Annotated in this window: 16 protein-coding genes; 7 read left to right on the top strand and 9 right to left on the bottom strand. The window is 61.5% G+C overall.

Annotated elements, in window-relative coordinates; all coding sequences use genetic code 11:
* Window positions 1-110: 110 nt before the first annotated feature.
* The 4 genes from ACWHXD_RS25110 to gap form a co-directional block, all read right to left on the bottom strand.
* Window positions 111-2,675 (bottom strand): TonB-dependent receptor, encoded by a 2,565-nt coding sequence (locus ACWHXD_RS25110; RefSeq protein WP_138762261.1) that lies wholly within the window; start codon window positions 2,673-2,675, stop codon window positions 111-113.
* A 115-nt stretch (window positions 2,676-2,790) separates the two neighbouring features.
* Entirely contained in the window at window positions 2,791-3,759 is a 969-nt protein-coding gene (locus ACWHXD_RS25105; RefSeq protein ID WP_138762262.1) for a FecR family protein, read from the bottom strand.
* Between the two features lie 74 nt (window positions 3,760-3,833).
* Window positions 3,834-4,352, bottom strand: a complete 519-nt coding sequence (locus ACWHXD_RS25100; protein ID WP_003193922.1) for an RNA polymerase sigma factor — start codon at window positions 4,350-4,352, stop codon at window positions 3,834-3,836.
* A 237-nt stretch (window positions 4,353-4,589) separates the two neighbouring features.
* Window positions 4,590-5,591, bottom strand: a complete 1,002-nt coding sequence (gene gap, locus ACWHXD_RS25095; RefSeq protein WP_098950482.1) for a type I glyceraldehyde-3-phosphate dehydrogenase — start codon at window positions 5,589-5,591, stop codon at window positions 4,590-4,592.
* 221 nt (window positions 5,592-5,812) lie between these two features.
* Between gap and edd the strand changes: the two genes are divergently transcribed.
* The 4 genes from edd (at window position 5,813) to ACWHXD_RS25075 (ending at window position 10,924) form a co-directional block, all read left to right on the top strand.
* On the top strand, window positions 5,813-7,639 hold the full coding sequence (gene edd, locus ACWHXD_RS25090; RefSeq protein WP_014719752.1) for a phosphogluconate dehydratase: 1,827 nt from the start codon (window positions 5,813-5,815) through the stop codon (window positions 7,637-7,639).
* A complete protein-coding gene (locus tag ACWHXD_RS25085; protein ID WP_032895459.1) occupies window positions 7,636-8,592 on the top strand; it encodes a glucokinase in 957 nt (318 codons plus the stop codon). Before edd ends, ACWHXD_RS25085 begins: the two co-directional genes overlap by 4 nt.
* A 138-nt stretch (window positions 8,593-8,730) precedes the next feature.
* Window positions 8,731-9,465, top strand: coding sequence for a response regulator (locus ACWHXD_RS25080; protein WP_003193918.1), 735 nt, complete (start codon window positions 8,731-8,733; stop codon window positions 9,463-9,465).
* On the top strand, window positions 9,455-10,924 hold the full coding sequence (locus ACWHXD_RS25075) for an ATP-binding protein (protein ID WP_056789187.1): 1,470 nt from the start codon (window positions 9,455-9,457) through the stop codon (window positions 10,922-10,924). Before ACWHXD_RS25080 ends, ACWHXD_RS25075 begins: the two co-directional genes overlap by 11 nt.
* A 521-nt stretch (window positions 10,925-11,445) precedes the next feature.
* Here the strand turns inward: ACWHXD_RS25075 and ACWHXD_RS25070 are convergent.
* Window positions 11,446-12,375 (bottom strand): AraC family transcriptional regulator, encoded by a 930-nt coding sequence (locus ACWHXD_RS25070; protein ID WP_003193916.1) that lies wholly within the window; start codon window positions 12,373-12,375, stop codon window positions 11,446-11,448.
* 327 nt (window positions 12,376-12,702) lie between these two features.
* Between ACWHXD_RS25070 and ACWHXD_RS25065 the strand changes: the two genes are divergently transcribed.
* Window positions 12,703-13,044: an antibiotic biosynthesis monooxygenase family protein gene (locus ACWHXD_RS25065; RefSeq protein WP_032895463.1), complete on the top strand. Its 342-nt coding sequence runs from the start codon at window positions 12,703-12,705 to the stop codon at window positions 13,042-13,044.
* A 41-nt stretch (window positions 13,045-13,085) separates the two neighbouring features.
* Complete coding sequence (locus tag ACWHXD_RS25060; RefSeq protein ID WP_032895465.1) at window positions 13,086-13,331, top strand: hypothetical protein; 246 nt, start codon at window positions 13,086-13,088, stop codon at window positions 13,329-13,331.
* A gap of 99 nt (window positions 13,332-13,430) precedes the next feature.
* On the opposite strand, the gene ACWHXD_RS25055 is transcribed toward ACWHXD_RS25060, so the two are convergent.
* Window positions 13,431-14,051 carry a flavin reductase family protein gene (locus tag ACWHXD_RS25055; protein ID WP_032895466.1) on the bottom strand — a complete coding sequence of 207 codons (621 nt, stop codon included), beginning with the start codon at window positions 14,049-14,051 and terminating at the stop codon, window positions 13,431-13,433.
* A 177-nt stretch (window positions 14,052-14,228) separates the two neighbouring features.
* On the opposite strand from ACWHXD_RS25055, the gene ACWHXD_RS25050 reads away from it, so the two are divergent.
* Window positions 14,229-14,984 carry a COG4705 family protein gene (locus tag ACWHXD_RS25050; protein WP_069559010.1) on the top strand — a complete coding sequence of 252 codons (756 nt, stop codon included), beginning with the start codon at window positions 14,229-14,231 and terminating at the stop codon, window positions 14,982-14,984.
* Window positions 14,985-15,083: 99 nt separating this feature from the next.
* On the opposite strand, the gene ACWHXD_RS25045 is transcribed toward ACWHXD_RS25050, so the two are convergent.
* From ACWHXD_RS25045 to ACWHXD_RS25035, 3 genes are all read right to left on the bottom strand, one after another.
* Window positions 15,084-16,403: an MFS transporter gene (locus tag ACWHXD_RS25045; RefSeq protein ID WP_138762264.1), complete on the bottom strand. Its 1,320-nt coding sequence runs from the start codon at window positions 16,401-16,403 to the stop codon at window positions 15,084-15,086.
* 301 nt (window positions 16,404-16,704) lie between these two features.
* Window positions 16,705-18,030, bottom strand: a complete 1,326-nt coding sequence (locus tag ACWHXD_RS25040) for a sigma-54-dependent transcriptional regulator (RefSeq protein WP_138762265.1) — start codon at window positions 18,028-18,030, stop codon at window positions 16,705-16,707.
* Entirely contained in the window at window positions 18,024-19,790 is a 1,767-nt protein-coding gene (locus tag ACWHXD_RS25035; RefSeq protein ID WP_032895471.1) for a sensor histidine kinase, read from the bottom strand. Before ACWHXD_RS25035 ends, ACWHXD_RS25040 begins: the two co-directional genes overlap by 7 nt.
* Between the last annotated feature and the right edge of the window lie 457 nt (window positions 19,791-20,247).

The following is a 20,247-nucleotide window of genomic DNA, read 5'->3' as shown; positions in this document are numbered from 1 at the left end:
TGGGTGCCCTTAAAGAGAGCTGTTATCAACTAGACGAACAAGAAGACGCGGCACAGTAAAAAATCCTCACCTCGCCGCAGATGCATGGGCGGCGAGGTGAGGCGCATGGGTCAGATGTCCCAGATCACGTTGATCGCAAAGTTGCGACCGGGCTGGGTCAGGCGGTCAAGGTTGGCCGGGCCGGTCACACCGGCCTCGCCGACGCTGTCGTAGCTGCGCACGTCATCCCAGTTCCAGTACTTCTTGTCGGTGAGGTTGTAGAGGCCACCGTTGACGGTCACGTCTTTGCTCACCTTGTAGTAGGCGGTCAGGTCGAGGATGCCGAAGCCTGGGGTCTTGAACGGGCCTTCGGTGCCGCCGTCGGGCGCGTGGAAGGTCGTGCTGTCGACGCGGTTCTGTTTCTTCACAACGGTCCAGCTCAGCAGGCCGCCGTAGTTGTCCTGGTCGTAGCCCAGGCCAAACACGCCCTTGAGTGGGTTGACGCTGTTCAGCGGTTCGCCATTGTCGTCGTTGCGACCGTAGGTGTAGGCAACCGAGCCTTGGGTATACAGGCCCTTCGGCGCGCCGAAGGTATCCAGGTTCAGGCGGCCCTTGGCTTCCACGCCCTTGATGGTGGCACGCTTGATGTTGACCGCCTGGAACTGCTCCACGGTGCCGCCGACCACGGCGTTGTCTTCGTCGATAAAGTCACGGTACTTGTTGTAGTACACCGCAATATCGAAGGAGCCTTCGTCGAACTTGCCGCGAATCCCGGTTTCGATGCCTTTGCTGGTTTCCGGTTTGAGGTCGGGGTTGGGTTCGACGGTGTAGCCGATGTTGAGGTTTTCGAAGCGACCGTACAGGGCTTTGGCAGACGGCGTGCGGAAACCTTCAGCGTATTGGCCGAACCAGGTGTAGTTGTCGGTCAGGGCGTAGGTCAGGCCGAACTTGGGTGTTACGCGGTTCCAGGTTTTGTCCTTGCCGTCGACGGCATACTCGCCGGTCGGGTTGACGGTGTTGAGGAACTCCTGGGTCAGCTTGGGCTTGAGCCGGGTGTAGTCATAACGCACGGCGGGCAGGAAGGTCCATTTGTCCCAGGTGATCTGGTCCTGGGCGAACAGCGAGTAGGTGTTGATGGTCGGGTCGGGGAAGTCGCTGGCCTTCTTCACGCTGTCGCCGGCTGACGGGCTGGGCCCGCCGATGGCGGTGCAGCCGGCGCCAATGGCCAGGCACGAGGCCGAGCCTTCGCGTGAGCCGGTGACTTTCTGCTGCTTGAGGGTGGTGCCGTAGGTCACCTGGTGCTCGGTTTCACCGAGGCTGAATGCTTTGTCCAGCTGTGCGTCGAAGACCCACTGTTTTTCTTCGTAAAGCGTGTCGCGGGTGCGCAGCACGCGACGGCCGGCCTGGTAGATTTCTGCGGTGGTCTGGTCGGTCTTGGCGATCTGGTAGTTGAGGCTGGTCTTGATACGGTCGGCAATCGGCGACTCCAGGGCGAAGGTGTTTTCCAGGCCGAAGCGCTCGCGGGTGATGGTGTCGTTACCGCGACGATCGCGGTACAGGTTCATGCCCCGGCCACCGATGAACGGGCCGCCCACTGCGTTTTTCAGATTGACGTCGCGGTCATCCTTGAACTTCTCGTAGGTCAGGCCCAGGCGGTTGTCATCGCCATAGTTCCAGCCCAGCTTGGCCAGCACGTTGGTGGTGCGCGCATCTTCCGGGTTGGCGCCGGTACGGGCCAGGCCGGTGGCGTTATTGCCGTCGTGGGATTCGGTTTCGTGGCCATTGCGCTGGCTCAGGTGCAGCAAACCGTCGAAGTCCTGTACACGCCCGGCGAAGGTGCCGGAGGTCAGCCAGCTCTCGTCGGCGGAGCTATAGCCGGTCTTCAGGCGGGCGCCGACGTCCTGGCCTGGCTTGATGATGTCGTCCGGGTCGAGGGTGAAATAACTCACCGCGCCGCCGATGGCACTGCTGCCGTACAGGGCCGAGGCCGGGCCGCGCAGGATCTCCACGCGTTTGACGATTTCGGGGTCGACGTAGTTGCGACGGGTCTTGGCGTAAGGGCCGTTGAAGAAGTTGTCGGGCACTTCGACGCCATCCACCTGGGTGAGGACGCGGTCGCCGTCGATACCACGAATGTTGTAGCCGGCGTTACCCGAGCGGCTACCAGCGCCGCCGACAGAGACGCCGGGTTCGTAGCGCACCAGTTCACGGATGTTGTTGACGTTCTGGCGGTCCAGCTCTTCGCGATCATGCACGCTGACGGTGCTCGGTACGCTGTTCACATCTTGTTCGTTACGGGTGGCGCTGATGGTCACCTGTTGCAGGGCGAGGGCGCTGCCAGCGCTACGTTTTTCCAGCACGATGTTGTTGCTGCCCAGTTTGCGATAGCTCAGGTTGGTCCCCACCAACAGCCGCTCCAGGGCTTTTTCCGCTGGCAGCGGGCCGCGCACGCCCGGGGACGAAACGCCCTGGCCCAGTTCGGCCGGCAGGCCGACTTGCCAACCAGTCACTGCGGTAAAGGCGTTAAGCGCCGACACCAGTGGCTGCTGTTCAATGCTGAAGGTGTAATTGGCGTGGCTGCGAGCGGCAGGTTCGGCGGCGGTGGCGCTCATGACGGGCGCGCCAGCCAGCAGGATCGCGGCGGTCAGCAAGGACAAAACGGGCGAAGCAGACCGGCGGTTGAAACGAGAGGACATCGAGAGCGCTCCGGGATACGAATCTTATAGTTGCGAACCGAACCAAATAGGAATCAGTTGCATTGGCTATAACGAGACGTATCGCCGGTTAACATCGAGTAAAAATAATTCTCATTTAGTTCAGGATCACCAGCGCCGGGTACTCCGACAGCTTGGCCGAGGTGATATGGGCCAGGGAGCGCACCACGTCCAGGGGTTGGTCGAGGCGGTAGTTGCCGGTGACCGCGACGCTGGCCAGTTGCTCGTTGTTGTTGACGATCCAGCCGGGGTAATAGCGGCGAAGCTCAGCCAGCACTTCGCTCATCGGGCAGTTTTCGAACACCAGCCGGCCCTGCACCCAGGCCAGGTCCTTGCTGGCATCGAGCTTGGCCGGTTGGCCGAAACCCTTGGGGCCGATGCGGATGCTTTCACCGGCGCTCAGGCGCACACGGGCATCGTCGAACGTGTTGCTCAGGTCGACATCGCCGCGCTGCACCTGGACCTGGGCTTCGCCATTGAGGTAGCGCACGGCAAAGGCGGTGTCACGCACGCTGGCGCGCACCGGGCCGGCGTCGATCTCCAGGGGCAGGCCACGGGAGGGTGCTATTTCAAAGAACGCTTCGCCTTGGTACAGGCGGGCAATGCGCTGGTGATCCTTGATGGTGCTGGAAAACGCCGAGTTGGTGTTCAGCAGCACCTTGGAGCCATCGTCCAGTTGCAGGCGCTGGCGCTCGCCGACCACCGTCAGATGGTCGGCCTGCAAACGCACCGGCAGGTTGCTGAAACTGAACAGGCCGATCAGCAACACGGCGGCGGTGGCCAAGGGTTTCCAGTGCGGTTTGATCCGGCGCCAACCGCTGGGCTTGCGCGGTGCGGCGAGGGCCACGGCGGCGCTGTGCACCGGTGCGTCACCCCAGGCGGCCTGGGCCTTGCTGAAGGCGTGGACATGGGCCGGATCCTGGGCCAGCCAGGCGTCGAATGCGGCCTGCTGCCCAGGTTGCGGGCACTGCAAGGCGATCAGCCAATCGAGGGCTTGGTCCATGGCCGCGTCTTGCAACACCTCATGAGCCAACGCATGGGGGCGCAGTTTATTCGGGTCCGTCACGGTGTTCCTCGGGTCTTCGCCACGTTCTATTCATTTTTCCTACAGCTTGGATCGACACCTCTGTCGGGTGAAGCTTAAGGCTGATCCAGCCGTTCGGCCACACCCACACAGATGGCCATGATCAATTTGAGTTCCTTTTGCACCGTGCTCAATGACACACCCAACTGATCGGCAATCTCCTGGTAGCTGCAACCGTGCAGGCGGCTGAGGATGAAAATCCGCTGCTGGCGGGCGCTCAACTGGCCAAGGCTGACACTCAGGTGCTCCAGCAGTTGCTCGGCCTGGGTGGCTTCCTCCGGCGTGCTGGCCGGCGCGGCGACGCTTTGCAGGACATCCAGCGGCACATCCTCCTGCAGGGTACGCGCCTGAATCCTGCGCGAGCGCAAATGATCCAGCGCCAGGTTACGCGCTGTCTGGTAGACAAAAGGTTCAAGGTGGTCGATTGGCCGCTCGCTCAGGGCCCGAGTCACGCGCAGGTAGGTTTCCTGCAACAGGTCCTCGGCAGTGCTGTGGTTATGCACCATGCGTTGCAGAGTTCGTAGCAGGATCACCCGTTGGGTGAGGAAGACGTGGTTGAAGCGAGATTGGCTCACAGTGATACCAGACCGATTTGCAGTGAATGATAATGCTTATCATCAACTGAAATGGCAAGTGGCACTTTGAGATGCCTTGGAGATCGTGTGAGTGCCGGGCTTGTGTGGGAGCTGGCTTGCCTGCGATAGCATCACCTCGGTTTGACTGAACGACCGAGTCGCTTGCATCGCGGGCAAGCCCGGCTCCCACAAAAGCCAGCTCCCACACAAGTCAGTGCACGCAATCCAGCCCAGGGCTTATTCGGCGTTACACAGCGCCACGCAGTTATCCAGCATACGGTTGGAGAAACCCCACTCGTTGTCATACCAAGCCAGCACTTTGAGCAATTTACCGCTGACCTTGGTGTGATTGGCGTCGAAGATCGACGACAGCGGGTTATGGTTGAAGTCGCTGGAAACCAGCGGCAGGGTGTTGTAGCCGAGGATCTTCGAATGCTGGCTGGCGTGTTTGAGCAGGGCGTTGACCTCATCGGCCGTGGCTTCTTTTTTCAGCTGCACGGTGAGGTCCACCAGGGACACGTTGATCACCGGTACACGCACCGCCATGCCGGTCAGCTTGCCTGCCAGTTCCGGCAGCACCAGGCCCACCGCTTCAGCGGCGCCGGTCTTGCTCGGGATCATGTTCTGAGTGGCCGAACGCGCGCGGTACGGGTCGGTGTGGTACACGTCGGTGAGGTTCTGGTCGTTGGTGTAGGCGTGGATGGTGGTCATCAGCCCGCTTTCGATGCCCAACTCGCGATGCAGCACCTGGGCCACCGGCGCCAGGCAGTTGGTGGTGCACGACGCGTTGGAAATGATCTGGTGGGATTGACGCAAAATGTCATGGTTTACCCCGTAGACCACCGTGGCGTCCGCGCCTTTGGCCGGGGCGGAGATGATCACCTTGCGCGCGCCGGCGCTAATATGGGCGGCAGCCTTGTCACGGTCGGTGAACAGACCGGTGCATTCGAACACCACGTCAATCTTGTGCGCAGCCCACGGCAGGTCGGCGGGGTTGCGAATGGCACTCACGGCAATCCGGTCACCATTGACGGTCAGGCTTTCCTGATCGTGGGCGACCTCTGCGTCGAAAGTGCCGTGTACGGTGTCGTACTTGAGCAGGTGGGCATTGATCGAGCTGTCGCCCAAATCGTTGATGGCGACGATCTGCAAATCCTGGCGATAGCCTTGGGTATACAGTGCGCGCAGGACATTACGGCCGATACGGCCAAAACCATTGATTGCGATTCGAAGAGTCATCGGAAAGTGCCTGTCGTCGATTTGTTGTAAGAATTACAAGATTATTCGCATAAAAATAGAAAACAAGCCTTTTTAGTGGCAATATTTTGTTCAATCTACAACGAGTGACCTGAATCAACTGGTCCGATGATCCAAACGACCCCCTGCCATCCCATGAGCCGTGGGCGTTTGATCAGCATAGACTCTCAGGTCGCCACATCCGTTAGCCTGGAGTTCTATACATGCATCCCCGCGTTCTTGAGGTCACCGAACGGCTTATCGCCCGCAGCCGCGCCACCCGCGAGGCTTACCTTGCGCTCATTCGCGGCGCCGCCAGCGACGGTCCGATGCGCGGCAAGCTGCAATGCGCCAACTTCGCCCACGGCGTGGCCGGTTGCGGCACCGAAGACAAAAACAGCCTGCGCATGATGAATGCCGCCAACGTGGCAATTGTTTCTTCTTATAACGACATGCTCTCCGCGCATCAGCCCTACGAGCATTTCCCCGAACAAATCAAAAAGGCCCTGCGCGAAGTCGGCTCGGTCGGCCAGTTTGCCGGCGGCACCCCCGCCATGTGCGACGGCGTGACCCAGGGCGAGCCGGGCATGGAGCTGAGCCTGCTCAGCCGTGAAGTTATCGCCATGTCCACGGCGGTAGCGCTGTCCCACAACATGTTCGACGCCGCGCTGATGCTGGGCATCTGTGACAAGATCGTCCCGGGCCTGATGATGGGCGCGCTGCGCTACGGCCACTTGCCGATGATCTTCGTGCCGGGCGGGCCGATGCCGTCGGGTATCTCCAACAAGCAGAAGGCCGATGTGCGCCAGCGCTATGCCGAAGGCAAGGCCAGCCGCGAAGAGCTGCTGGAATCGGAGATGAAGTCCTACCACAGCCCCGGCACCTGCACCTTCTACGGCACCGCCAACACCAACCAGTTGCTGATGGAAGTCATGGGCCTGCACTTGCCCGGCGCTTCGTTCGTCAACCCGTACACGCCACTGCGCGATGCGTTGACCCGCGAAGCCGCGCACCAGGTCACGCGTTTGACCAAGGCCAATGGCAACTTCACGCCCATTGGCGAGATTGTCGACGAGAAGTCCATCGTCAACTCCATCGTTGCGCTCAACGCCACCGGCGGCTCCACCAACCACACCCTGCACATGCCGGCCATCGCCATGTCGGCAGGCATCATCCTGACCTGGCAGGACATGGCCGACCTTTCCGAGGTGGTGCCGACCCTGTCCCACGTGTATCCAAACGGCAAAGCTGACATCAACCACTTCCAGGCGGCGGGCGGCATGTCGTTCCTGATCCGCGAACTGCTCGAAGCCGGTCTGCTCCACGAAGATGTCAACACCGTGGCCGGCAAGGGCTTGAGCCGCTATATCCAGGAACCTTTCCTGGTGGATGGCGAACTGGTCTGGCGCGACGGCCCGATCGAAAGCCTCGACGAAACCATCCTGCGCCCGGTGGCCCGTGCGTTCTCGCCCGAAGGCGGCTTGCGCGTGATGGAAGGCAACCTTGGCCGTGGCGTGATGAAGGTTTCGGCGGTGGCGCCGGAGCATCAGGTGGTCGAAGCGCCGGCGGTGGTGTTCCAGGACCAGCAGGACCTGGCCGATGCCTTCAAGGCCGGGCTGTTGGAAAAAGACTTTGTCGCGGTGATGCGGTTCCAGGGGCCGCGCTCCAACGGCATGCCGGAATTGCATAAGATGACGCCGTTCCTGGGCGTGTTGCAGGACCGTGGTTTCAAAGTGGCACTGGTGACAGATGGGCGAATGTCCGGCGCGTCGGGTAAGATCCCTGCCGCGATCCACGTCAACCCCGAAGCCCAGAGCGGCGGGCCGCTGGCGCGGGTCCAGGATGGCGATATCATCCGTGTGGATGGCGTTACCGGCACCCTGGAGCTTAAGGTGGACGCCGAAGTATTTGCAGCGCGCACGCCTGCCACGGGCCTGTTGGGCAATAACGTGGGGGCTGGTCGCGAGCTGTTTGCATTCATGCGCTTGGCCGCAAGCTCCGCAGAGCAGGGCGCCAGCGCCTTTACCTCTGCCTTGGAGACGCTTAAGTGAAGCTTGCGCTGGTCGGTGATATCGGGGGGACTAACGCCCGTTTTGCGTTATGGCGGGATCAGGAACTGCATTCGATCCGCGTGCATGCCACGGCGGATCACGGCAGCCCTGAAGAGGCGATCAAGCTCTACCTCAAAGAAGAAGGCCTGCAAATCGGCGACATCGGCGCGGTGTGCCTGTCGGTGGCCGGGCCGGTGAGCGGCGATGAATTCAAGTTCACCAACAACCACTGGCGCCTGAGCAAAACCGCGTTTTGCCAGGCCCTGCAGGTGGATGAACTGTTGCTGGTCAACGATTTCTCGGCCATGGCCCTGGGCATGACCCGGCTCAAGCCCGACGAATTTCGCGTGGTCTGTGAAGGCACGCCGGAACCTTTGCGCCCAGCCGTGGTGATCGGCCCGGGTACTGGCCTTGGCGTCGGCACCTTGCTGGACCTGGGCGCAGGCCGTTGGGCAGCGCTGCCGGGGGAGGGTGGGCATGTCGACCTGCCCCTGAGCAGCCCACGGGAAACCCAATTGTGGCAACACATCTACAGCGAGATCGGGCATGTCAGCGCCGAAACCGCGTTGAGCGGTGGCGGCTTGCCACGGCTGTACCGGGCTATTTGTGCGGTGGATGGGCATGCGCCGGTGCTGGACACCCCCGAAGCCATCACGGCGGCGGGCCTGGCCGGTGACCCGGTGGCCATGGAAGTTTTGGACCAGTTCAGCATCTGGCTGGGCCGGGTGGCGGGCAATAACGTCTTGACCACCGGTGGGCGCGGTGGCGTGTACATCGTGGGCGGGGTGATACCGAGGTTTGCCGACTTCTTTATCAACAGCGGTTTCGCCAAAAGCTTTGCGGATAAAGGCTGCATGAGCGACTACTTCAAGGGTATTCCGGTGTGGCTGGTGACGGCGCCGTATTCCGGGCTGACTGGGGCGGGTGTGGCGCTTGAGCAAGCTTTTGCATAGGTCATAATGGCGCCATCGCAGGCAAGCCAGCTCCCACCGTCTGGAATGCATTCCAAGTGTGGGAGCTGGCTTGCCTGCGATGGCGGCCTAAAGGGCACCCGATGATTTAAGCCAGGCCATAACAACAAGGAGGCCCCCGTGAGCGTAATCAGTAAATCCATTCTCCTCGTCGACGACGACCAGGAAATCCGCGAATTGCTGCAAACCTACCTCAGTCGCGCCGGCTTCCAGGTCCGTGGCGTGTCCGACGGCGCGGGGTTCCGCCAGGCCATGAACGAGGCACCGTGCGACCTGGTCATCCTCGATGTGATGTTGCCAGACGAAGACGGCTTCAGCCTGTGCCGCTGGATCCGCCAGCACCCGCGCCAGGCGCAGGTGCCGATCATCATGCTCACCGCCAGTTCCGACGAAGCCGACCGCGTGATCGGCCTGGAGCTGGGCGCCGATGACTATATCGGCAAGCCGTTCAGCCCCCGCGAGTTGCAGGCGCGCATCAAGGCACTGCTGCGCCGCTGCCAGTTTGGCCAGGAGCGCAGCAGTGGCGGCGATGTGTGGGTGTTCGATGAATGGCGCCTGGATATGATCAGCCACCGCTTGTTTCATGTGGACGGTGAAGAGGTGATCCTCTCCGGCGCCGACTTTGCCTTGCTCAAGTTGTTTCTCGACCACCCGCAGCAGATCCTCGACCGCGACACCATCGGCAACGCCACCCGTGGCCGCGACCTGATGCCCTTGGACCGGATCGTCGACATGGCCGTCAGCCGCCTGCGCCAGCGCCTGCGCGACACCGAGAAACCTCCGCGGCTGATCCGCACCGTGCGTGGCAGCGGCTATCAACTGGCAGCCAGCGTGGTTGCCGGCAATGCCCACTGAACCGCTGAACGAACGCCGTCGCCGCTTGCCGGTACCCCGCTCGCTGCTGGGGCGCATGTTGCTGCTGACCTTGCTGGCGGTGCTGTTCGCCCAGGCGCTGTCCAGCGTGATCTGGGTGTCGCAATTGCGCGCCACCCAGCTTGAGGGCCTGGTCACCAGCGCCCGCAGCCTCGCGCATTCAATGACCGCCAGCGTGAGTTACTTCCGGTCGCTGCCGGTGGCCTATCGCCCGTTGGTGCTGGACCAATTGCGCAGCATGGGTGGCACGCGTTTTGTGGTGACCCTCAACGATCGCCCGCTGGACATGCAAATACTGCCCGAAACCCCGCGCAAGCAAGCGGTACTGGTGGCGGTGGATGAAGTGCTGCGCCAGACCCTGGGTGCCGACGTGCACATCTCGGTAGAGTTCGTCAGCGCCGAAGACCTGCGCATCTTCAATGCCGGCCTGAAGCTCGACGAACTGCCACGCTCCTGGGCCCATTACGCGCTGACCCTGGAGCCGGTGAACCCGCCGGTGCTGGTCACCCAGATTCAACTGGCGCCCGGCGAATGGCTGTACATCGCCTCGCTGTTGCCCGAGCCCTACACCAGCCTGGAAGAACAAGGCCTGCCGTCCCAGCAGGTGTGGTTTATCGTGCTCACCAGCGGTTTTCTGCTGCTGTTCATCGGCCTGCTGGTGCACTGGCAAAGCCGGCCGCTCAAGCGCCTGGCGCGAGCGGCGCGGGACATGTCCCTGGGCGCCGATGTGGAGCCTGTGGCGGAAGGCGGCGGCAGTGAAGTGGTGGAAGTGGGCCGTGCGTTCAATGCCATGCGTGAACGCATTAGCCGTTACCTTACCGAGCGCAGCCAGTTGTTCAGCGCGATTTCCCATGACCTGCGCACACCCATCACCCGCCTGCGCCTGCGCGTGGAATTGCTGGAAGATGAGAACCTGCAAAACAAATTCGGCCGTGACCTGGATGAGCTGGAGTTGCTGGTCAAAGGCGCACTGCAATGCGTGAAAGACACCGACATCCACGAAAACATCCAGCCGGTGGACCTCAACCACGTCCTCGAATGCCTGGTGGAGCCGTACCTGGCACCCCATGGCAATGGCCGAGTGACCCTCGATGGCGCGGCGCTGTCAGCCTACCCAGGCAAACCGCTGGCGCTCAAGCGCTGCATCGGCAACCTGATCGACAACGCGCTCAAGTACGGGCAGAACGCGCATTTGCATATCGAGGACGATGGCGTGCAGTTCATCCTGCACGTGGATGATGAAGGCCCAGGCGTGCCGCAGCAGCGACTGGAGCAAGTGTTTGAACCGCACTTTCGCCTGGCCGGCCAGCAGCAGGGTTACGGGTTGGGGTTGGGGATTGCGCGCAACATTGCCCACAGCCATGGGGGCGAAGTGAGTTTGCAGAACCTGCGCGAAGGCGGCCTGCGCGTCACCTTGCAACTTCCCCGCGGATTAGACTGAATATACGCAGGACTACTGTGGGAGCTGGCTTGCCTGCGAAGGCGGCCTAACAGTCAACACAGCTGGACCGGGTACATATCCGTTATTTAGGTAACGGCCACTTAGGGTTCCGCCCTGACGGCGGCTCACTTTTGAAAAGCGCAAAAGTAAGCAAAACGCTCTTGCCCCACCACTCGGCACCTCGCTTAGGCTCGGTGTGCCCGTAATCCGCCAGTGATTTGGGGGGCCGCCGCCACGCGCCATCCATGGCGCGGGGCGGCTAAACCGGCATCCCTGCCGGTTTACCCCCCAAATCCCTGTCGAATTCCGGCCAGCGTGGTTTAACGGGGCGCCTAAGATCAAGATCAAAAGCAGATCAAGAGCAAGAGCGGCTCGCTTCGCATCGTGGTTACTGTCTGCTGTTACAACCCACAAAGTTGTGTAGATACCTATGCTGCGATGACGGTGGGTCAGTTAATACAATAGTGACTGACACACCGCCATCGCAGGCAAGCCAGCTCCCACATTTTGCTACGCGTGCATCAGATGCTTTGACGCAGCCGGGCCAGGTCGCGCAGCGGCGGCGCACCGAACAACCGGCTGTACTCCCGGCTGAACTGCGACGGGCTTTCATACCCCACCCGATACCCCGCCGCCGAAGCCTCCAGCCCTTCGGCGATCATCAGCCGCCGGGCTTCCTGCAAGCGCAGTTGCTTCTGGTATTGCAGCGGGCTCATGGCGGTGATCGCTTTGAATCGGTGGTGCAAGGTCGAGACGCTCAGGTTCACTTCCTTGGCCAGGTCGTCGATACGCAGCGGCTGTTCGTAGTTACCGTTCAACCAAGTGATCGCCTGGCTCACCCGATGGCTCTGGCTGTTAGCCACAGCAATTTCATACAGGCGATAACCCTGCGGGCCACGCAGCAAACGGTAGAGAATTTCACGGTTGATCAAGGGCGCGAGCATCGCGATGTCTTTAGGCGTGTCCAGCAAGCGGGTCAGACGCAGCACCGCATCGAGCAGTGCGTGATCGATGCGGTCGACGTACATGCCTCGCGAGGTCGGGCGTGAGGGCACGCCCATCGGCCCGGCCTCTGCGATCAGCGCGGTGAGCTGCGCCGGGTCGATGTTGATGCGCACCGAGAGGTTCGGGTCCTCGGCGGTGGCGTCGATGATGCGGCCGGCCACCGGCATCGCCACCGAGAACACCAGGTAGTTGAGCGGGTCGTAGGCAAAGATCTCGTCGGCCAGGCGCACTTCCTTGCTGCCACTGGCGAGGATGCACAGCGCAGGTTCCACCAACACCGGCATGAAGTCCCGTGGCGCATTGTGGCGGTTCAGGTACAGCGAGGTGATCGCCGTGCCGTAGGAACCGTCCTCCCAGGTATGGCGGTGCACGATACTGGCCAGCTCGGCGCGTTGTTTCTCCATCTCGGCATCGAGGGGAACGGGCTTGGATTCGGGCGACGGCATGGGGCGTCCTCTACACGCGGCTTTGATGGGCTCAGCTTAGCGGCGGCTTTTCAAATAGTGTTACGTCGATTCTGCAGCATCCTTGCCTGATCCTGCGAGATAGCGTGAATCAGGCAAGTGCGCAGCCTGTCATCTGCCTGAAACATGGGGCCTGGGCCTGGAATAAATCCTGAGGCCGAACGTCCTCCCTACGCTTCTCGCAGGATTGTGCAATAAGCCTGCAGGAATTGACTAACCGCGCCCACCCCCGCGCCGTTATCTTTGATCCTGTGGCAACACGCCCTCATTGTGCTTGCCGAGCATCACTTCTCAACGGGAGAGTCGAATATGTCCACCCCCATTCCCGCGAGCCATATGGCCTTTATCCGTGCCCGTAGCGGGTGCAGCACCGAACTCGGTGCACGCTTGAGCAGTTTGATTGAACCGGGTCGCCAGGCCCAGGGTTGCCTGCAATTCTCGTTGCAGCACTCCCAGGTCGACCCCGATGTGTGGCTGGTGTCCGGGTTCTGGAGCAGCGAGCAAGCCATGAGCGCCTACTTCAGCTCTCCGGCCCTGATGATCTTCACTGAGCTGCTGAACGACATGGTCGTGCGCAGCATGGACTTCCAGACCTTTACCGACGCATCGGCCGTACAGGCCTACGGCGAGTACCTGCAACTGGCCGGTTAACGGTTAGAATGGCCGACTTTCCATTGGCCAGGACCTGCAACATGGCACGTAAACAATTTGCCCACCACGAAGCCGTTTCCGCCGTAGTACCGGGCGAAGGTGGCTACAGCGCCGCCGTCGCCGTCAAGGCACTGGATGGCATGGGCGCACCCAGGTTTCACAAGATCCTTGATGGGCAGACGTTCAAGACGGCTTCGGATGCCGATGATGCGGCGACGCTGCAACTTGAGCATCTGGTCGATGTGGATGCAGAAGGCCAACTGGCCTGGGCTCCCGCCGCACTGTAGGAGCGAGCTTGCTCGCGAAAAACTCAAGAGCACCGCGTTCAGCCTGGTGCCCCGCGTTATCGTTAGCGATCTTCGCGAGCAAGCTCGCTCCTACAGGGGCTATTGAGGTCTGTACATCTTGAACAGTGCTTCCGGCCCCAGCTGGAAATAATCCGCCGGGCCACCCCCACGCAAAATCGGCTCGGCGGCAGCGGTGTCGTAGATCCCATCCTTGAGCAACCACTTGGCGATGTGCACCGCAACCACCTCGCCCAGCACCAGCCAGCTTGGCACCAACTGTTGGTCGGCACGTTGCAGTTGGATGATCTGCGTCACCTTGCACTCGAACGACACCGGGCTCTCGCCCACCCGTGGTACGCCGACGATTTTCGAAGCCACTGGCGTCAGCCCGGAGAGTTCGAATTCATTCACCTCGGGCGATACCGGCGCGCAGCTCTGGTTCATCTGCTCGGCCAGCGGGCGGGTGGCCAGGTTCCAGACGAATTCGCCGGTCTGTTCGATATTGTTCAGGCTGTCTTTGCGCCCGACACTGGAAAACCCAATGATCGGAGGAATGTAGTTAAAGGCGTTGAAGAAGCTGTAGGGCGCCAGGTTCAGGCGACCTTCGCGGTCGTGGGAGGAGATCCAGCCAATCGGGCGTGGGCCGACGATGGCATTGAACGGGTCATGGGGCAGGCCGTGGCCATTGGCGGGTTCATAAAAGTGGATATCGTCGGACATGGCCGGGGTTCCTGCTACGCGGTTTGAGAGACCGTCATAGTGCAATTCATGGCAGTGAATTTCCACGGTGCCCATGGATTTTTCATACATAGGCCACCTATTTTTCACAGCTTTCCCTTCAGTCTGCGCCCAAGGTCAATACCCCCTATAAGACTGAGCCTTGGAGCCATTTACTGCATGAACAAACTTCCTCAGATCACCCTGGCGTTCTGGGTCATGAAAATCTGCGCAACCACCTTGGGCGAAACCGCTGGGGACTTGCTGTCGATGACCTTGAACGTTGGCTACGCCATCAGCTCCATGATCCTCATCAGCGTGTTCCTGGTGACCCTGGTGACGCAACTCTGGTCGAAAACCTACAACCCGGTGCTGTACTGGATCGTGATTTTGTCCACCAGCACCGCGGGTACCACGATGTCCGACTTTATGGACCGCACGCTGGGGCTGGGCTACGCCACGGGGTCGATGATCCTGATCGTGATCTTGATGATCATCTTTGCGGTGTGGCACCTCAGTGGTGACTCGCTGAACGTAAACAAGGTGCAGACCTTCCGGGGCGAGCTGTTTTACTGGATGGCGATCCTGTTTTCCAACACCTTGGGCACCGCATTGGGCGATTTTCTCGCGGACGATTCGGGGTTGGGCTTCGCCGGTGGCGCATTGCTGATCGGGTCGACCATCGCCGCGGTGGTGGCGCTCAAATACTTCACCCGCATCTCGTCGGTGCTGTTGTTCTGGGTGGCGTTTGTACTGACACGGCCGTTTGGCGCGACCTTGGGGGACTTCCTGACCAAACCCCATGAAAAGGGCGGCCTGGATTTTGGCACCGTCGGTTCATCGGCGGTGTTGGCGGCGGTGCTGGTGGTGATGATTGCGGGCGCGTCGTATGCACAGCGGCGTTATGGACGGAGTGAGGCCGCAGAGTTGTCCTAAGACTAAATGTGGGAGCGGGCTTGCCCGCGATTGCGGTGGGTCAGTTGATACAACTTTGACTGATCCTCCGCTATCGCGGGCAAGCCCGCTCCCACATTTTTATTCGGTGGTGATCCGCGAGTGTTTACGCGTGTCCTTCATGGTCACGTAAACCATCAGCGACACCGCGATACACGCGGTCACGTACCAGTAGTAACCGGTTTCCATACCGATGCTCTTGAACCACAGCGCGATGTATTCAGCGGTACCGCCGAAGATCGACACGGTCAGGGCATACGGCAGGCCTACGCCCAGGGCGCGGATTTCGGTCGGGAACAGCTCGGCCTTCACCACGGCGTTGATCGAGGTGTAGCCGCTGACGATGATCAGCGCTGCCATGATCAGGAAGAACGCGCCCCACCAGCTTTGGATGGTGTGCAGGGTGGTGAGGATCGGCACGGTGAACAGGGTGCCAAGCACGCCGAAGGCGATCAGGATCGGGCGGCGGCCGATTTTATCCGACAGTCCGCCGATGATCGGTTGCAGGCACATGAACAGAAACAGCGTCGCCGCCGAGATGGTGGTGGAGTCGGAGATGCTCATGCCGACGGTGTTCACCAGGTATTTCTGCATGTAGGTGGTGTAGGTGTAGAACGCCAGGGTGCCGCCCATGGTTAGGCCGACCACGGTCAGCAGTTCCTTGGGGTGGCGCATCAAGGTGCGCATTGCGCTTTCCTTGGCTTTTTCTTTCTTGGTGAACGACTCGGTTTCTTCCATGCCACGACGCAGGTACAGCGCGACCACGGCACACAAGGCACCGATGGCGAACGGGATACGCCAGCCCCAGGCGTACAACTGCTCGGTGGTGAGCACCTGTTGCAGCACAATCAGCACCGCCAGCGCGATGAGCTGGCCGGAGATCAGGGTCACGTACTGGAAGCTGGAGTAGAAACCGCGACGTTCCTTGGTGGCCATCTCACTGAGGTAAGTGGCAGAGGTACCGTATTCGCCGCCGACCGACAGGCCCTGCAGCAGGCGGGCAAACACCAGCAGGATCGGCGCACCGATACCAATGACCTCATAGCCGGGGCTCAGGGCAATCAGCAGCGAGCCGAAGCACATCAGGTACACCGAGGCCATCAAGGCTTTTTTACGCCCGACTTTGTCGGCGTACAGGCCCATCAGCCAGCCACCGATCGGGCGCATCAGGAAGCCCACGGCGAAGATCGCGGCGGTGTTGAGCAGTTGGGCAGTGGTGTCGCCTTTGGGGAAGAAGGCTTTGGCAAAATACAGCGAGAAGGCGGCGTAGACGTACCAGTCGTACCATTCGACCATGTTGCCGACTGATCCGCTGAAAATCGACTTGATGCGGCTGGAGGTGGTGCGCTCCTGCGCTTTTGCGGCCGTCGATCCCAGAGGCACGGTGTTGGAGTTATCCATTGAAGGATCCTTCATCTAGTTGTTTTTATGGAGCGGCGCGTGCGCAGCCTGTTGGGGCTATAGCAGGAGCTGTGCCAGGTAGAGGAAGGCCCGGAATAGAAGGGTTGCGGGATTTTTTTGAGCGGAAAGTCGCTGATGATTTTGGGGTGATGAGCGGAAATCCGCTTATGACTGCAGTGATCGTTCCCACGCTCTGCGTGGTAACGCCTGTGGTGACGCTCCGCGTCGCGCCTTTAAAAAGCGACGCAGAGCGTCTTAGGCTGCGTTTCCACGCGGAGCGTGGGAACGATCAGAAGCGGGATCAGAGAAACATCTCCCTCACCAACCCATGCCGCTGCATCTTCTCATTGAAGGTACGACGCGGCAGTTGCAGTTCGGCCAGCACCGCCTTGATATCCCCCTTGTGACGCGTCAACGCGGCCTTCAGGCAGTGGGCCTCGAACGCCTCCTGCTGCGCTGCCAACGACTGCCCGGCTTCGATCCCTTGCGGTTCCGGCTCGTCCAGCCCCAACACCTGGCGCTCGGCGACGTTGGCCAGTTCGCGCACATTGCCCGGCCAGTCATGGCTGAGCAGGCGCCCCAGCTGTGGCCCACTCAAGGGCTCGACCTGGCGGCCCAAACGTTCGGCGGCGCTTTGCGCAAAATGCTCGTACAACAGTGGAATATCTTCGCGACGTTCGCGCAATGGCGGCAGGCGCAGTTGGGCGACGTTGAGCCGATAGGCCAGGTCTTGGCGAAAGCGCCCGGCACGGGCCTCTTCCAGCAGGTCGGGCTTGGTGGCGGCGATGATGCGCAGGTCCACCTGGATACTCTGGTTGGAGCCCAGCCGCTCCAGCTTCTGCTCTTGCAACACACGCAGCAATTTCACCTGTTGGGCCAGGGGCATGCTTTCGATTTCATCCAGAAACAAGGTGCCGCCGTGGGCATATTCCAGCTTGCCGATACGTTTGCCCTGGGCGCCGGTGAAGGCGCCGCTTTCATGCCCGAACAGCTCGGCTTCGAACAACTGCTCGGGGATCGCCGCGCAATTGAGGGCCACGAAGGGCTTTTTGGCGCGTGGGCCGAAGTCGTGCAGGCAGCGGGCGACCAGCTCTTTGCCGCTGCCGGTCTCGCCACGAATCAGCACATTGACCGGTAAACTCGCCAGGTCCAGCACTTGGCGGCGCAAACTTTGCAGTCCCTTGGACACGCCCAGCAGGCTGGACTCCAACTGCGCGCGATGATCGGCCTGTTGATGCAGGCGGCGGTTTTCCAGGATCAGCCCGCGCTTGTCCAGCGCCCGGCGCAGGCTGTTGAGCAAGGCGTCGGGGCTGAAGGGTTTTTCCAGGAAGTCGTAGGCCCCGTCGCGCATGGCTTCGACGGCCATTGGCACGTCGCCATGGCCGGTGAGCAAAATCACTGGCAAATCGGCATCGCGGCGCTGCACCTCGGCCAACAGCTCAAGGCCGCTGAGCCCCGGCATGCGCACGTCACTCAGTATCACCCCGGCAAAGTCCTTGGGCAGTTGCGCCAGGCACTCTTCGGCGCGGCTGAACAACTGCACGTCAAACCCCGACAGGCTCAGCCATTGCTCGACGGCCGTGCGAATACTGGCTTCGTCATCGACCACAATCACCGCGTTCAACATAGGTCTGGCGTCTCCAGGGCGATAGGCAGGGTCAAGGTGAAGATCGCGCCATCGCCACGGTTGGCGGCACTCAGGCGGCCGCCCAGTTCATGCACGATAGCGTAGGACACCGCCAGCCCCAAGCCGAGCCCGTCGCCCACCGGTTTGGTGGTGAAAAACGGGTCGAACACGCTGCTCAAATGTTCTTCGGCAATCCCGCCGCCGCTGTCGCAGACGCTCAACTGCCACAGCTGCTGATCGGCGTGCAGGCGGATTTCCAGGCGCTTGCGCGGTTTGTCGGCCATGGCATCGAGGGCGTTGCGCAACAGGTTGATCAGCACCTGTTCGAGGCGGATCGCGTCGCCGCGTACCCAGGCCGGGCGGGTGAGGTCCAGCACCACACCGATGGCTTCGTCACGCAGGCGCGCATCGAGCAGGTGCAGGGATTGGTCGACCACCGTCGCCAGGTCCAGCTTTTCGCGCAGGCCACTGGGGCTCTTGCGGGCGAACGTCTTGAGGTGGCCGGTGAGCGCGGCCATGCGCGTGAGCATGTCATCCAGCGGTGTGAGGGCCTTGTAGGCATCGTCCACGCGACCATGGTCGAGCAGCAGCCGCAGCGTCGCCAGTTGCATGCGCTGGGCGGTCAGTGGTTGGTTGATTTCATGGGCGAGGGCGGCCGACATCTGCCCCAATGCCGCCAGCTTGGCCGACTGCACCAGGCCATCCTGGGCGGTGCGCAACGCCTGGGTGCGTTCTTCGACCAATTGCTCCAGCTCTTCTCGGCTGCGCTGGCGCAAGCGGGCCAGGCGCCAGCGTTGGCTGAGGAACAGCACGAGAAACACCAGTGCCAGCCACGAACCCGCAGCGGCAAGGCCCGCGTTGCGTTGGTCTTCAAAGGCAAACTGGGGTTTGCGCAACAGGTGCAGAGTCCAGCCTTCGCGCTTGAGCGGCAGCGACTCCCAGATGTAATTGGCGTTGCCGTCGGGGCCGTTGACGCGGATCAAGTGGCTGTTTTCGTCAAAGCGTTGCAGGGGCTGGGTGTCCAGTGGCTGCAGTTGTTTCTTGTCGTATTGGCGGGTGGCCTTGAGTTCGGCCAGGTCATTTTCGGACAACGGCCGCAGGTTGCGATAACGCCAGCCCGGCTGGTTGGCGATAAACACGATGCCCCGCGCATCGCTGACCAACAGCAGGTCATTGCCCTGGGCCCATTCGCGCTCCAGCTCGGGGAACTCCAGCTTGACCACCATGGCGCCGAGGAACTGCTCGTGCTCATCCACGACCGCACTGGAAAGAAAGTAGCCCGGAATACCCGTGGTAACGCCCACCGCATAAAAGCGCCCGGTGCCCTGGCTCAGGGTCTGGCTGAAATACGGCCTGAACGCGTAATTGTGGCCGACATAACTGCTGGGCAGGTTCCAGTTGCTGGCGGCCACGGCCAGGCCGGTGCGGTCCATCAATTCCAGGGTCGAAGACTGCGCGGCGCCGTTGATACGCTCCAGCTTGCGGTTGAGCCGGTCTTGCGTGGCGGCGTCCAGTGGGCCCTTCAAGGCGCTGATCATTTCCGAGTCCAGCGCCAGCACGGCAGGCAGGGCACGGTAGCGTTCGATCAGGGTGTGCAGCGAGTTGGCGTACAGCGCGAGCTGCTGATTGGCACGGGCGGCGTCGTCCACCAGGGCCTGGCGTTCGGCATGGCGCGTGGCCAAGGCGGCGGCCAGCACCGCACCGGCGATGATCAACAGGGAGTAGAAGGTCAGGCGCAGGGGGCGAGGGATCACGATCATACGATGATGAACAGGCACGGTAAGGGGCGAGCACCATAGCATGGGCGGCACATATCTTGTGGCCAAGGAGCTTGTGTGGGAGCTGGCTTGCCTGCGATGACGGCCTGCCAGCCGACGGCTATCTACCTGACACCCCGCGATCCAACTGTGGGAGCTGGCTTGCCTGCGATGACGGCCTGCCAGCCGACATCTATCTACCTGACACCCCACGATCGCAATGTGTGCGGGCTTGCTCGCGAAGGCGGCCTGGCAGGCGACACAGTTGGATTGTGTGTATATCCATTGCTGCGGTAACGGCCGCTTAGGGTTCCGCCCTGACGGCGGCTCACTTTTGAAAAGCGCAAAAGTAAGCAAAACGCTCTTGCCCCACCACTCGGCACCTCGCTGGGGCTCGGTGTGCCCGTAATCCGCCAGTGATTTGGGGGGGCGCCGCCACGCGCCATCCATGGCGCGGGGC

This window comes from Pseudomonas fjordensis (assembly GCF_976987115.1).
This window is presented reverse-complemented; position numbering and strand designations above follow the sequence as displayed.

Coding starts and splice junctions, on each gene's coding strand:
- ACWHXD_RS25110 (WP_138762261.1), bottom strand. CDS start 2,675: ATGTCCTCTCGTTTCAACCGCCGGTCTGCTTCGCCCGTTTTGTCCTTG.
- gap (WP_098950482.1), bottom strand. CDS start 5,591: ATGACTCTTCGAATCGCAATCAATGGTTTTGGCCGTATCGGCCGTAAT.
- edd (WP_014719752.1), top strand. CDS start 5,813: ATGCATCCCCGCGTTCTTGAGGTCACCGAACGGCTTATCGCCCGCAGC.
- ACWHXD_RS25075 (WP_056789187.1), top strand. CDS start 9,455: ATGCCCACTGAACCGCTGAACGAACGCCGTCGCCGCTTGCCGGTACCC.
- ACWHXD_RS25070 (WP_003193916.1), bottom strand. CDS start 12,375: ATGCCGTCGCCCGAATCCAAGCCCGTTCCCCTCGATGCCGAGATGGAG.
- ACWHXD_RS25065 (WP_032895463.1), top strand. CDS start 12,703: ATGTCCACCCCCATTCCCGCGAGCCATATGGCCTTTATCCGTGCCCGT.
- ACWHXD_RS25060 (WP_032895465.1), top strand. CDS start 13,086: ATGGCACGTAAACAATTTGCCCACCACGAAGCCGTTTCCGCCGTAGTA.
- ACWHXD_RS25055 (WP_032895466.1), bottom strand. CDS start 14,051: ATGTCCGACGATATCCACTTTTATGAACCCGCCAATGGCCACGGCCTG.
- ACWHXD_RS25050 (WP_069559010.1), top strand. CDS start 14,229: ATGAACAAACTTCCTCAGATCACCCTGGCGTTCTGGGTCATGAAAATC.
- ACWHXD_RS25045 (WP_138762264.1), bottom strand. CDS start 16,403: ATGGATAACTCCAACACCGTGCCTCTGGGATCGACGGCCGCAAAAGCG.
- ACWHXD_RS25040 (WP_138762265.1), bottom strand. CDS start 18,030: ATGTTGAACGCGGTGATTGTGGTCGATGACGAAGCCAGTATTCGCACG.
- ACWHXD_RS25035 (WP_032895471.1), bottom strand. CDS start 19,790: ATGATCGTGATCCCTCGCCCCCTGCGCCTGACCTTCTACTCCCTGTTG.